At 68.0% G+C, this 12,386-nt stretch carries 12 protein-coding genes; 4 read left to right on the top strand and 8 right to left on the bottom strand.

Annotated features, from left to right (window positions below):
* Nucleotides 1-38: 38 nt before the first annotated feature.
* A complete protein-coding gene (locus tag AB0M24_RS42465; RefSeq protein ID WP_355561772.1) occupies nucleotides 39-230 on the bottom strand; it encodes a S1 RNA-binding domain-containing protein in 192 nt (63 codons plus the stop codon).
* Nucleotides 231-411: 181 nt separating this feature from the next.
* On the opposite strand from AB0M24_RS42465, the gene AB0M24_RS42460 reads away from it, so the two are divergent.
* Both AB0M24_RS42460 and AB0M24_RS42455 read left to right on the top strand, forming a co-directional pair.
* The gene (locus AB0M24_RS42460; protein ID WP_363779872.1) at nucleotides 412-1,374 is read left to right on the top strand and encodes a YafY family protein; all 963 of its coding nucleotides are present in this window, start codon (nucleotides 412-414) and stop codon (nucleotides 1,372-1,374) included.
* Nucleotides 1,371-2,288, top strand: a complete 918-nt coding sequence (locus AB0M24_RS42455; RefSeq protein ID WP_363779870.1) for a sigma-70 family RNA polymerase sigma factor — start codon at nucleotides 1,371-1,373, stop codon at nucleotides 2,286-2,288. Before AB0M24_RS42460 ends, AB0M24_RS42455 begins: the two co-directional genes overlap by 4 nt.
* Here AB0M24_RS42455 and AB0M24_RS42450 read toward each other — a convergent pair.
* Nucleotides 2,248-4,014 (bottom strand): LamG-like jellyroll fold domain-containing protein, encoded by a 1,767-nt coding sequence (locus AB0M24_RS42450; RefSeq protein ID WP_363779868.1) that lies wholly within the window; start codon nucleotides 4,012-4,014, stop codon nucleotides 2,248-2,250. The two genes, AB0M24_RS42455 and AB0M24_RS42450, sit on opposite strands and share 41 nt — an antisense overlap.
* A gap of 93 nt (nucleotides 4,015-4,107) precedes the next feature.
* On the opposite strand from AB0M24_RS42450, the gene AB0M24_RS42445 reads away from it, so the two are divergent.
* Nucleotides 4,108-4,827, top strand: coding sequence for a sulfite exporter TauE/SafE family protein (locus AB0M24_RS42445; RefSeq protein ID WP_363779866.1), 720 nt, complete (start codon nucleotides 4,108-4,110; stop codon nucleotides 4,825-4,827).
* Complete coding sequence (locus AB0M24_RS42440; protein WP_363779864.1) at nucleotides 4,824-5,774, top strand: hypothetical protein; 951 nt, start codon at nucleotides 4,824-4,826, stop codon at nucleotides 5,772-5,774. Before AB0M24_RS42445 ends, AB0M24_RS42440 begins: the two co-directional genes overlap by 4 nt.
* Here the strand turns inward: AB0M24_RS42440 and AB0M24_RS42435 are convergent.
* The 6 genes from AB0M24_RS42435 to AB0M24_RS42410 all read right to left on the bottom strand — a co-directional run bounded on the left by AB0M24_RS42435 (nucleotide 5,731) and on the right by AB0M24_RS42410 (nucleotide 12,338).
* On the bottom strand, nucleotides 5,731-7,347 hold the full coding sequence (locus tag AB0M24_RS42435; RefSeq protein WP_363779862.1) for an alpha/beta hydrolase: 1,617 nt from the start codon (nucleotides 7,345-7,347) through the stop codon (nucleotides 5,731-5,733). The two genes, AB0M24_RS42440 and AB0M24_RS42435, sit on opposite strands and share 44 nt — an antisense overlap.
* 59 nt (nucleotides 7,348-7,406) lie before the next feature.
* Nucleotides 7,407-8,378 (bottom strand): L-histidine N(alpha)-methyltransferase, encoded by a 972-nt coding sequence (gene egtD, locus AB0M24_RS42430; RefSeq protein ID WP_363779860.1) that lies wholly within the window; start codon nucleotides 8,376-8,378, stop codon nucleotides 7,407-7,409.
* A complete protein-coding gene (gene egtC, locus AB0M24_RS42425; protein WP_363779858.1) occupies nucleotides 8,375-9,100 on the bottom strand; it encodes an ergothioneine biosynthesis protein EgtC in 726 nt (241 codons plus the stop codon). Before egtC ends, egtD begins: the two co-directional genes overlap by 4 nt.
* Nucleotides 9,101-9,104: 4 nt before the next feature.
* Nucleotides 9,105-10,394: an ergothioneine biosynthesis protein EgtB gene (gene egtB, locus AB0M24_RS42420; RefSeq protein WP_363779856.1), complete on the bottom strand. Its 1,290-nt coding sequence runs from the start codon at nucleotides 10,392-10,394 to the stop codon at nucleotides 9,105-9,107.
* Complete coding sequence (locus tag AB0M24_RS42415) at nucleotides 10,391-11,590, bottom strand: glutamate-cysteine ligase family protein (protein WP_363779854.1); 1,200 nt, start codon at nucleotides 11,588-11,590, stop codon at nucleotides 10,391-10,393. Before AB0M24_RS42415 ends, egtB begins: the two co-directional genes overlap by 4 nt.
* 184 nt (nucleotides 11,591-11,774) lie before the next feature.
* Entirely contained in the window at nucleotides 11,775-12,338 is a 564-nt protein-coding gene (locus AB0M24_RS42410; protein WP_363779852.1) for a YbhB/YbcL family Raf kinase inhibitor-like protein, read from the bottom strand.
* Nucleotides 12,339-12,386: the final 48 nt, after the last annotated feature.

The following is a 12,386-nucleotide window of genomic DNA, read 5'->3' as shown; positions in this document are numbered from 1 at the left end:
GAACTCGGGCAGGGCGCCTCTGCCCGAGTGTTCACGCGTTAGGCCAGCTCAAGGCTGAACCTCTGCTTCTCGGTGTCCACCATGAGGACCTTCACCTGCACCGAAGAGCCCACCTCGGCCTGCTGGCCGTGCAGAAGCCCGTGTGCACCGGCGGGGTGCTCGATGAACGAACCGAACGGGACGGTCGAGACGACCTTGCCCGAGAAGACATCACCAACGTTGGGAAGCATTGCGCATCACCTCCTCTCCCAAGCGCGTATCCCAAGACGGATAAGCGCGGGGATGGAGGGGCCCTGATCAAGTCAGGGCCGGGCAACCGTTCCGCTCACGGCACAAGGCCGACCCGGCAGTCATGAGAGCAACCCTAGCCACCGCAGGCCGTTGTCCGCAATGGAATCTAGACTTCCTCACATGCTGGAGACGTCCGCACGGCTGCTGAAGCTCCTCTCCCTGTTGCAGGTGCGGCGCGACTGGACGGGCCCCGAGCTCGCCGACCGGCTCAGCGTCGACGTCCGCACGATCCGCCGCGACGTCGACAAGCTCCGCAGCCTCGGCTACCCCGTCACGTCCCTGCCCGGCGCGGCGGGCGGCTACCAGCTCGGTGCCGGCGCGGAGCTCCCGCCGCTGCTGCTGGACGACGACGAAGCCGTTGCCGTGGCGGTCGGCCTCAGAACCGCCGCCAACGGCACAATCGCGGGCATCGAGGAGACGTCAGTCCGCGCGCTCACGAAGCTCGAACAGATCCTCCCCACCCGCCTGCGCAGGCGAGTCCAGGCGCTGCAGGCCCACACCACTCCCCTGACCGGCGCCGGACCGACCGTCGACGCCGAGACGCTCACGATCATCGCCGCCGCCTGCCGCGACCACCAGCAGCTGCGCTTCACCTACGCCCCAACGCAAGGCGAGCCCGCGAAGCGACTCGTCGAACCCCAGGGGCTCGTGCACACCGGCAAGCGCTGGTACCTCGTGGCGTGGGACGTGTCCAAACAGGACTGGCGGACGTTCCGCGTCGACCGCATCCCGGACGCACCGACGCTCGCCGCCCGCTTCACACCACGCGAGCCGCCGGCGAAGTCGTTGGGCGAGTTCGTGTCCCGCCAGGTGTCCACGAACGTCTACACCTACCAAGCCGTGCTCACGATCCACGCACCCATGCAGGCAGTCGCCGAACGCAGCTCGCCCGTGTCGGCGGCGCTGGAACCGATCGACGACACGAAGTGCCTCATGCGCACCGGAGCCGACACGCTGGACCGGATCGTGTTCCACCTGATGTTCCTGGGCTACGAGTTCGACGTGCACGAACCGCCGGAGCTCAGGGACCATCTGCAATCGGCCATCAACCGGATGCAGAACGCGATTAGAGTGCAGGAGTGACAGTGGACTTCGCGACGGCGGCGGACCCGTTCCGGCGGGAGCTGCTCGCGCACTGCTACCGGATGCTCGGCTCGCTGCACGACGCCGAGGATCTGGTGCAGGAGACGTACCTGCGCGCGTGGAAGGCGTACGACCAGTTCGAGGGCCGGTCGTCGGTGCGCACGTGGCTGTACCGCATCGCGACGAACGTCTGCCTCACCGCGCTCGACACCCGCACCCGCAGGCCACTCCCGTTCGGCCTGTCGACCAGCTCAGGCGAGGCCGACCCGCTCACCCAGGACCACGAGATCCCGTGGCTGGAGCCGTTCCCGACGGACCCGGCCGCGATCGTCACCGAACGCGAGTCGACCAGGCTGGCGTTCGTCGCGGCACTGCAGCACCTGCCGCCACGGCAACGCGCGGTGCTGATCCTGCGCGACGTGCTGCGACTGACGGCCGCCGAGACCGCGGACCAGCTCGACATGACCGTCGCGGCCGTGAACAGCGCTCTGCAACGGGCTCACGCGCAGCTCAAGGACCTCAGCGAGGACAACGTCACCGAGCCCGCCGACGCCAAGCCGTTGCTGGACAGGTGGGTGAAAGCGTTCGAGGCCAAGGACATCCCCGCGATCATCGGCATGTTCACCGAGGACGTCGTCTGGGAGATGCCGCCGTACCCGCAGTGGTACAGCGGCCCGGACATGGTCGCGTGGCACCTCACGAACCAGTGCCCGGCCGTCCCGCACGGCGCACGCATGATCGCCGTGGAAGCCAACGGACAGCCCGCGTACGGCCTCTACCTGCGTGAAGAGGACGGCGTGTTCCGGCCGTTCAACCTCCAGGTGCTGGAAGTGCAGGGCGACCGGATCACGCACGTCTCGTCGTTCTTCGACCTCAGTCTGTTCCCGCGGTTCGGGCTGCCTTCGACCGCATGAACTCGGAGCGGTCGAGCGGCCGGTTCACGACGCGCAGGTCGCCGATCCAGCCGTACAAAGACTTCTCCACGATCTTGTTGTACGCGTAGGCACCGACGAGCCACGGGTCACCGGCCGTCGAGATGCCGCGCGACGGCGTGGACGGGTTGCGCAACAAGGGCGATCCGTCGACGTACAACGTGGTGTGCACGCCGTTGTTGACCACCGCGACGTGCCACCACGTCTCGTACGGCATCTCGTGGCCCCAGTTCGTCGAGAGGCCCGGCAGGTTGCGCGGGAACACCGCCCACTGCAGGCTGCTGCCGCCCGCGAGGTTCAGCGTGGCGATCGGCTCGCTCGGGTCGTCGCCGGTCTTGCCGGCAGCCGATCCGGGCGCGAGCTTGGTGAACAGACCGCACCACGGGTGGTCGAAGTCCTTGGGCACCTTGAGGAACAGCTCGATCGTGTAGCCGCGCTCGAACGTCTGCTTGTTGATCGGCGCACCGTCCACAGTGGTCAGGTAGCCGTTCTTGCCGAAGAACAGCGAACGATGCGACGGCGCGAACCGGTGGTGGTCGTCCGAAGCGGTCAACGTGCCGGTCTGCTTGAGGTCGTTCCCGTTGCCCGACAGGTCCTTCAGCCCCTCGCCGAGCCGCCAGTACGCGACCGTGCCGGGGACGACGACCTCACGAGCGGGCTGAGCGGGAGGCAGCACCGGCGGGTCGAACCGCGCGAACCGCTGCTCGAAGTCGATTGGCACGCTGAACCGGTCGACCGGCCCGGTCAGCTCGATCTCCTTGCGCTCCAACGGGTTGAGCGACTGCTTGCCAAGCAGCCACGGCGACAGCGTCCGCACGTCGATCGTCCTGCGGTCGAGGTCGAAGTGGTAGAGCCGGATCATCGCGCCGCCGCCGTAGTAGCGGTCCTGGTAGTTCGTGATGTGCACGTGCACGTCGTTGCCGGCGGTGTTGCGCATCGTGGCGCGCGCCGGCGGCCAGAAATGGCCGTTCAGCGTCAGGAAGATCTGGTCGTTGTCCTTGATCAGCTCGTCCCACAGCTTGCGGCCGTAGTCGGACATCGTCGCGTTGCCCTCACCACCGTCGTAGACGAGCTCGTGCGTGGTGAGGATGACCGGCAGCTTGGCGTGCTGCTTCAGAACGCCCCGAGCCCACTCGAAACCCTTGGCGGACATGCGCCAGTCCAGCGCCAGCACCAGCCATTCCTTGCCGGCGGCGCGGAACACGTGGAACGAGTTGTAGCCGTCCGTGCTCGCCCCGCGGAACGTCGGCGAGGTGCGGAACCTGACCGGCCCGAACTTGTCCAGGTACGGCGTGCGGCCGCGCTGGTCGTCCGTGCGCGAGTCCGGCAGGTCGTGGTTGCCCGCGAGCACGCTGTAGCCGACGCGACGCCGGTCGAGCACCTCGAACCGCTCGCTGATGTCGTCGATCTCGCTCTTCCGCGCGTTCTCGACGAGGTCGCCGAGATGGCTGATGAAGACGATGTTCTCGGACTTCTGGTGGTCGATCAGGTACTGCAGCGTGGCCTTCAACGGCGCCGAGTCGCCGCGGTCGAGGTCGAACATGTACTGCGTGTCCGGGATCACGGCGAGCGTGAACCGCCGCGCCTCGGGGTCCGGGCGGCCACCGCTGACAACGATGTCGGCTTGGGCTGAACCGGGCGTGACCAGGGCGGCAGCGGCGGCGGTCGCACCTGTGCCGAGCAGGAAGGAACGGCGGGACGCAGTCATGGCGCGGATCGTAAGTGCGTTTTCCCAACGGCAGGCGAACGGCGAGCGAAACCTGGTCGTAAGCCTCCGCACCGATCGATAGCATCGCTAACCATGTCTTGGGGGATGGTGGCGGCGGCGGGCATCGTGGTGGCGCTGGGCGGCCTGTTGCAGGGCCTGATCGGGTTTGGGCTGGCGTTGGTCGCTGTGCCGCTGCTCGCCCTGCTCGACCCCACGCTGCTCCCCGTCCCCGTGCTCATGGTCGCCACCGCGCACGCGTCGATGTCACTCGCACGCGAGTTCAGCCACGTTGACTGGCGCGGTGTGGGCTGGGCGATGCTCGGCCGCCTCCCAGGCACCGTCGTCGGCATCCTGATCGTGGACGCCCTGGACCCCAAGGGTTTCGGGCTCGTCGTCGGCGGTTCGGTGCTGGGGTGCGTGCTGCTGTCGATCACCACCTGGCGGCCGCAACCGGAACCGAAAGCGCTGGTCACGGCCGGGTTCGCGAGCGGGTCGTTCGGCACCGCGACGGCGGTCGGCGGCCCGATGGTCGCATTGCTCTACCAGAACCAGGCGGGCCCGCAGGTCAGAGCGACGCTGGCGGCGTTCTTCGTGCTCGGCTCGGGTGCCTCGGTGATCGGGTTGCTCGCGGCCGGGCAGGTGACCGCCCACCAGCTGTGGACGGGCCTCGCGCTGATCCCGTTCCTCATCGCGGGTTTTCTGCTCTCGGGGCCGTTGCGCAAGAAGTTCGACGCGGGCGGAATCCGGACCCCTATGTTGGTCGTCGCCGGGGCGAGCGCCGTCGTGCTGATCGTGAGGAGCGCACTGCTGTGAACTGGGGGACGGTCGTCTGGGGTGCCGCGCTGGCCGCAGTAGCCCTGGTCAACGACCAGCTGCACTGGTTACCACCGCTGCAGATCGCGGGTCTGGCGATCGCGGCCCTGCTGATCGGAGTGGCACCGCGCCCCGCGTGGGTCGCGCTGGTGATCGCAGGAATCGCCGCGTACCCGATCAGCTCGGCTGCCCTGGAGTCCGACTTCGGGCACAGGGACGACCCCTGCTCCAACGGCACAGCCACCTGCGTCATCGTCGTCCGGCCTGCCTCGTACGCCGTGGAAGAACCGTTCACCCGCGACGCCGACCACCTCTTCCAGCTGCCGTTCCTGCCGGCGTGGCTGATCGTTCTCGGCGTGCTGGGCTGGGCGATCCGGCGCCGCAGCTGGCGGACGGCCGTCGCGGGGGCGGTGTACGGCCTCGCGGTGATGTGGCAGCCGCACGAGGCCCCGATCGTGCTGCTCGCGGCCGCGGCGGCCGCGCTCGGACCGCGCAAGGACGTCCGTTACCTGGCAGGTCTCGGGATCCTGGCGCTCGCGCTGATCGACCAGCAGGGGCCGTGGACGTTGCTGGTCACGATCATCGCCATCGTCGTCACGCTGGCGCTCGCGGTATGGGCGCTGGTCAAAAAAGACGGCGTCAACGGTGCCGTGGCGCTGGTCGCGCTGGCCTCGGCCTCGTTGACGCCGTTCCTCAGTGCGGGAGTGCTGCTGGCCGCGTCACTGGTCCAGCGACGCGCCTGGTTCGGACTTGCCGCTGCGGCCGCGGTCATCGGCTGGGCGTTGTACACGTCCACGCCGGAGCCCACGGGGATGCAGTGGCTGTCCCAGGATCAGCTGCCGGCCCGGTCCGCTTGGCAGAGCCCGGCGGTGCTGATCCTGGGTGTCACCGCTTTCCTCGCGATCAGGCGAAGGGCTGCACGTTCGGCTGGAACACCGAACCGTTAGCCGGCGCCTCGAGGTCGATCAGGTACTTCGCCACCGCGGCGTCGGTCGCGGCCGAGCGGCCCAGGATGCAGTGGCCGAACGAGTCGACGCTGATCAGCCGCGCGTTGCCGAGCTCCTTGACCATGCGCTGCGAGAACAGGTACTGCGTCGCCGGGTCGTAGTAGTTGCCCACGACGACGACCGGGTTCGGCGTCTTGCGGTTCCACGGGCCGATCCAGCGGTCCGGGTGGCGCGTCGGCCACGTCGGGCACGTCAGCAGGTCCGAGGCGGCCTGGTAGCGACCGAACGTGGGCGACTCCTTCTCCCACTTCGACGCCGTGTCCGCCCAGAAGCGGTTCGTGCGCGCGAACGGCTTGTCGGTGCAGTTCACCGCGTAGTACGAGTCGTCGGCGGTGTACGGGGTGTCGGGCAGCGGGTCGACGTCCATGCGGCCACCGGCGTTGTTCAGCGGCGCCGGAAGCTCCACAACGGACTGAACGTCGAACGAGGCAGCGGCGGCCGACGGGTTGAGCGCCTTGTGCACGCTCTGCAGCCACGCCACCAGCGTGCCGAAGCGCGGCACCGAGTACAGGTCACCGGACACACGGCCGATGACGTCGGCCAAGCCGACCTTCGAACCGTCCGGCATCGTCACGGGAGCCTTGCCCAGCGCGGTCTTCATCGCCTCGAACTTGCCGCGGGCGTCACCGGCGAACGCGCACTTCGCGACACCGGCGGCGTCACAGCGCTTGAGCATCGCGTCGAGCGCGATCTCGAAGCCCCGCGCACGCTCGCGGTCGTACTGGGTGCCGTTGGTCAGGCGCAGCTGCGGGTCGACGTTGCCGTCGATCACGATCGCGCGCGAACGCTGCGGGAAGATGTTCGCGTACGTCGAGCCGATCAGCGTGCCGTACGAGAAGCCGACGAAGTTGAGCTGCTTGTCGCCGACGGACTCGCGCATGATGTCGAGGTCGCGCACGACGGCCTCGGTCGACATGTGGTTGAGCAGCGGACCGGCGTTGATCTTGCAGTAGTCCGTGTAGGCCTTGGACTGCCGGATCGAGCTGGTGATCTCCTCGGTCGTCCGCGGCAGGGCGTACCAGCCCTCGTTCACCGCGTCGGCCTCTTCCTGGGTGCGGAAGCAGCGCAGCGGCGCGCTGCGGGCGACACCGCGCGGGTCGAAGCCGACGACGTCGAACCGGTCCAGCACCTGCGGCTGGAAGTAGTTCTTCGAGACGGCACCGCGAATCAGGCCGGAACCGCCGGGGCCACCGGGGTTGAGGAAGATCGTGCCGATCTTCTTCGTCGGGTCGTTGGCCGGACGCTTCATCATGGCGATGCCGGTCTTCTCCCCGCGCGGGCGCGAGTGGTCGACAGGCACTTCCTGGGTGGCACAGGTGAGGCGGGCCCGCTCCTCCGGAGTGACCGAGGCGGGCAGCGAGGCGAGCACGTCAGCCGCGCACTGCCCCCAGGCAGCGGGTCTGACGGAAGACGGCTCGGCCTGCGCACTCGCGGTGCCCAGGCCGGAAACGATGGTGCCGAGCACAAGCGCTGAGGCCAGCGCAAGGCGCACGGGTGCAAGGGATGACTTCACGGATGCACCCCATCACCGTCGGTGCACCGTTTGTACCCGTCGAACGGAGGGTTGTGTCCCTACACCGCCTGGGCCAAGGAGACGGCGAACCGGCCCTCGGTGTCGGTCCACCAGCGGTGCAAGGAAAAGCCGCCGTCTTCGAGCTCCTGCCGCACGCCCTCCTCGCGGAACTTCGCCGACACCTCGGTCCGCAGTTCTTCACCTTCGCGGAACTCAACGGTCAACCCGAGGTCGTTGAGCTTGACCGTCATGGCCCGCTTGGCGCGCAGGCGCATCTCGATCCATTCCTGCTCGGCGTTCCACAACGCCACGTGCTCGAACGCGTCGACGTCGAAGTCGCCACCGACCTCGCGATTCAAGACGTTCAACACATTCCGGTTGAACTCGGCCGTCACGCCTTGCGAGTCGTCATAGGCACGAACCAAGGTGGCTGGGTCCTTCACGAGGTCCGTGCCGAGCAGCAGCCACTCCCCCGGCTGCAACACGTCGCGCACCGTGCGGAAGAACTTCTCCCGCTCGTCTGGAATCAGGTTGCCGATCGTGCCGCCCAGGAACGCCACCACTCGCGGCGACTCACCGGGCAGCAACGACAGGTGCTGGGTGAAGTCGCCGACCACGCCGTGCACCCGAAGTCCCGGGTAGTCCGCCATGATCGCGTGCGCCGCCTCGGTGAGGGCCGACACCGAGACGTCCTGCGGCACGAACTCCCGCAACGTGCCGTGCTCGCGCAGTGCGCTCAGCAGTAGCCGGGTCTTCTCCGACGAGCCGGAACCCAGCTCCACCAACGCGTGCGCGCCGGTCGTGGCCGCGATCTCCGCGGCGCGGTCGGTCAGCACCTCGCGTTCGGCCCGCGTCGGGTAGTACTCGGGCAGCCTCGTGATGTCCTCGAACAACGCGCTGCCCACCGCGTCGTAGAACCACTTCGGCGACACCCACTTCGGGTCCGCCGTCAGCCCCGCGCGCACGTCTGCCCGTAACGCGTGTGCGGCGTCCTCCGGTTTGAGATGAACGTCCAGCACCGGCTCGGTCATATCGGTCGAACCTCCACAGTGGATGGATCCGCGGTGACCACGTGCCGGTCAGGGATCTCCTGCCAGTCCGGGTCGTCGTCGAGCTTCTCGGACGCGATCGTCACGCCCTGCGCTTTCTGCAGCACCCACAGGGCGTGTGTCCACGTTGTCCCCACGAGCACTTTTCCGTTGGTCAGCAAGAAGTTCAGGCGCGACTTCGGAGCCGCGTCCACTACTTCCCGCACGAGTTCAACAAGCGTTCGGGCCGGGTTCTTCCCGGTCTCCAAACGACGTCTGAGGACTGTCCACAACAGCGCGGAGTCGGTCGGTGCGTCCATCGTGAGCAAGTCGGCCACGTCAAGGGTTTTCGCGAGTCCGGCCACGGTGTGAGGCCAGCCGTCGACTCGCCCGTTGTGACTGAACAACCACGTGCCGTCGGTGAACGGCGCGCACGCCGCGTCGGACACCGGCATACCGACAGTGGCTGACCGCACCGCCGCCAGGAACGCGGTCGACTCCACGCTCGCCAGCTGCCTGAGGTTCGGGTCGCTCCACAACGTGCCCGCGCGCCGGTACCGGACAGGGCCGGGGAACCAGCCGACGCCGTAGCCGTCGACGTTCACGGTTCCGCCGGCCCGCATGTCGGCGGGCGCGTACGACTGGTGCTCCAACGAGTGCGGTGCGTCGTAGAGAGCACTGGCCAAGGGCACGGCTGCGCCCAGGTACGCCAGATGGCGGCACATCGGGCTAGGCGTCCCTGGCGCAGCGGAAGCCGGCGAAGATCTGCCGTCTGATCGGGTAGTCCCAGTTGCGGAACGTCGACCTGATCGCGGACTTGTCGGTGCCGAACGAGCCGCCGCGCAGCACCTTGTAGTCCGGCCCGAAGAAGACCTGCGAGTACTCGGCGTACGGGAAGACCTCGAAACCCGGATACGGACCGAAGTCGCTTGACGTCCACTCCCAGACGTCACCGATCAGCTGGTGCACGCCCGCGGACGAGACACCGTCGGGGTAGGCACCGACCGGCGCGGGACGCAGGTGGCGCTGGTTGAGGTTGGCGTGCAGCTCGGACGGCTCCTCGTCACCCCAGGGATAACGGCGGGTCTGCCCGGTCGACGCGTCGTAGCGAGCGGCCTTCTCCCACTCCGGTTCCGTCGGGAGCCGCTTGCCCACCCACGTCGCGTACGCCTGGGCCTCGTGGAAGCACACGTGCACAACAGGTTCGTCCGGCACGATCGGTTCGGTGACACCGAAAGCCGTGCGGACGAACGAGCTCTCCTCGCGTTGCCAGAACCGCGGCGCGACCAGCTTGGCCGTCGTGCGGTGTTCCCAGCCCGCTTCCGTCCACAAGCGACGGTCGTCGTAGCCGCCCGCCAGGATGAACTGGGCGTACTCGGCGTTCGTGACCGGTGTCGTGTCGATGAAGAACGGGTCGACGTGGACCTGGTGCGCGGGCCGCTCGTTGTCGAGCGCCCACGGTTCGTCCGAGGTGCCCATTTCGAACGGTCCGCCCGGAATGAACGCTTCCGTTGCGGGAACGAGGTTTCCGTGCGGCGGCTGCGGCGCGTGCAGGACGGGTTCGCCGGTGCGCAGCTGGTGCGTGGCGAGCATCGTCTCGTCGTGCTGCTGCTCGTGCTGCACGATCATGCCGAACGCGAAGGCGTTCTCGACGAGCTTGCGGCCCTCCAGCGGGACCTTCTCCAGCACGTCGAACACCTTGCCGCGCACGTCTCCCACGTACTGGCGAGCCTCGCGAGGGTTCAGCAGCGGTAACTCGGGCCGGACGCTGCGGGAGAACTTGAACGCGTCGTAGTACTCGTCGATGTCGCTTCTGACCGGTTCACGACCGCCGACGTCGCGCACGAGCCAGAGCTCTTCCTGGTTGCCGATGTGCGCCAGGTCCCAGACCAGCGGCGACATCAGCTTCGAGTGCTGCCGGACGAGGTCGTGCTCGTCGACGGCATCGGTCAAGGCGGTGGAACGCGCGCGCGAACGCAACAGTTCCTCCGCCACGTGCTCGCGGAGTTCTTCGGTCACAGCTTCCCCTCAAGCTCCTGGCTGATGGCGCTGATCTGATCGTGGGAGAGACCCGTGCGGGGCAACGCCTCGATGCCCAGGGCCACAACGTCCTTGGCGGCCTTCGCGATGCGGTCGTCCGCCAGCCCGTGCCGTGCGGCGACGAGCCACCGCCCTGCGGCCCGTTCGGTCGCCGCCAGCACACCGTCCACAACGGACGGATCACTGAACAGCGCGACGAGCAGCGCACTCGGCGCGATCCACCCGCCGGGCGCGGGCGTGTCGAGGTATCTGATCTCTATGTACCCGCGAGGTCTCACCGGCGGGAACATCGTCGTCATGTGGTACTCGAGGTCGTCACTGGTGGGGCTGCGGTCGAGTGCCCCGTTTATCCAGTCGGCAAACGTGAACCTGCGCGGCGGAATCCAACTTGGACTCGGCCCGCGCACCACGATCACCGGTGTGTCGACGACTCTCTTCGCGTAGGCGGCTGCCGGATCGGCGCACACAGCGCTGGGCCTGGTGCGCACGGGATCCGTGCCGTAGAGCGTCCGCATGCGCGCCGACGCCCAGTCCTGGTGCATGCCGCCGATGCTCGGCGAGTTCGCGAACAACGCGATCAGCACCGGCCCGAGCTGGTGCACGGCGGCCCACCGGTCGCGGAGGTGCTTCTCCTCGCCGAAGTCGAGGCACACCTGCAGGCCCGCGGTGTTGCACATCATCGCGATGCCGTCGGGACCGACGTCGTGGAACGCGTGCTCCATCGCCGCGTACCTCGGCACCTGCAGCATGCGCGTGGGATGTCTGTGCAGGTCAGCGCCTCGATCTCCGAGTACGAGACCGTGGTCCGCCAACATCGCGGTGAGATGGGAGATGTCCTGAGCGACCGTCCGGAAGAGGTCCGGGAGGCTGGTGCAGGGAGGAGTGGAGATCTCGACCTGCCCGCCGGGTTCGACGGTCAACGGTGTGCCGCTGGGCAACGGCCGCTGGGGGCTGTCCGGAACGAGCGTAGGGGGCGCGTGCTCTCCGAGAGCCGCGGCCAACCTGGCCCTGTCGAGCGTCTGACCTGGGTCTTCAGCGTGATGCACGGTCCATTCGAGCTCCACGCCGAACAACCTCGGTGGCCCGTGCTTGAAACAGACCGAGGCCACGTAGGCCTCGGCCTCCGCGCGGTCGGCGAACCTCACCGGCGCGGGTTCGTTACGCAACGCAGTCACGCTGCCACACTCCCCGTGATCGAATGGCGCGTTCGACGCTACACGCGGGGTCTGACAGTTGCACGGGTTCGGGCGGCCGCAAATCCTTACGGATCAACGACGTGGCTCGTGCGCACGCGTGCGTGCAGGGGGAATGTGACGCACCTTCCACGGAGGGTTTCCGCGGGAGGTGCGTCACGCTCGACTAGGGCTTCGCAGTCGAGAAGCCCGCCAGCTTCGCCTGACCCACCGCCGCCTTCTTCGCCGCGGCCTCCACGTCGGCCACCTTCGAGTTCTTGGTGATCCCGGGCAGCTTCGCGACCTTCACCGCGTACAGCGTGAACTCGTACTTGTGCTTGGAGCGCGGGCAAGGACCGAAGAACTGCTCGTTCACGGACGCGTTGCCCATCGCGCGCTGGTGAGCGCCCTTCAGGTCGGGCTCGACGACGTCGTAACCCTTCTTCAGACCCTCGGGCAGACCGGTGGCGGTGGCCGGGACGTCCCAGGCCGCCCAGTGCTTGCCGCCGTTCGAGGTGTCGATGAAGACCAGCGCGTAGGAGGCGGCCTTCACGTCACCACCGGTCCAGGCCAGCGGCGGGGAGATGTCGTTGCCCGCGCCGTGGTCGCCGGCGCACGAGTACTTGTCCGGGATGTTGCCGTTGTTCTTGTAAGCCGTGCTCGTCAACGCCAGCGGCGCGGGAGCGGCGACTGCGGGAGCAGCGACGGCCAAAGCGGCCAGGGAGAGCGCTGCCACGAAGAATTTACGCACGAAAGAACCTCCAGAGAAGCGGGCGGCGGAGGTTTCTGACAAGTGCCA

The organism is Lentzea sp. NPDC051838 (assembly GCF_040681245.1).
Classification (GTDB): Bacteria; Actinomycetota; Actinomycetes; order Mycobacteriales; family Pseudonocardiaceae; genus Lentzea.
Note: the sequence above shows the minus strand (reverse complement) of the source record. Positions and strands in the feature narration are given on the sequence as shown.

What these genes read in the sequence shown, in the direction of transcription:
- egtD (WP_363779860.1), bottom strand. Translation starts at nt 8,378, where the DNA reads ATGACCGAGCCGGTGCTGGACGTTCATCTCAAACCGGAGGACGCCGCA.
- AB0M24_RS42465 (WP_355561772.1), bottom strand. Translation starts at nt 230, where the DNA reads ATGCTTCCCAACGTTGGTGATGTCTTCTCGGGCAAGGTCGTCTCGACC.
- AB0M24_RS42445 (WP_363779866.1), top strand. Translation starts at nt 4,108, where the DNA reads ATGTCTTGGGGGATGGTGGCGGCGGCGGGCATCGTGGTGGCGCTGGGC.
- AB0M24_RS42460 (WP_363779872.1), top strand. Translation starts at nt 412, where the DNA reads ATGCTGGAGACGTCCGCACGGCTGCTGAAGCTCCTCTCCCTGTTGCAG.
- egtC (WP_363779858.1), bottom strand. Translation starts at nt 9,100, where the DNA reads ATGTGCCGCCATCTGGCGTACCTGGGCGCAGCCGTGCCCTTGGCCAGT.
- AB0M24_RS42450 (WP_363779868.1), bottom strand. Translation starts at nt 4,014, where the DNA reads ATGACTGCGTCCCGCCGTTCCTTCCTGCTCGGCACAGGTGCGACCGCC.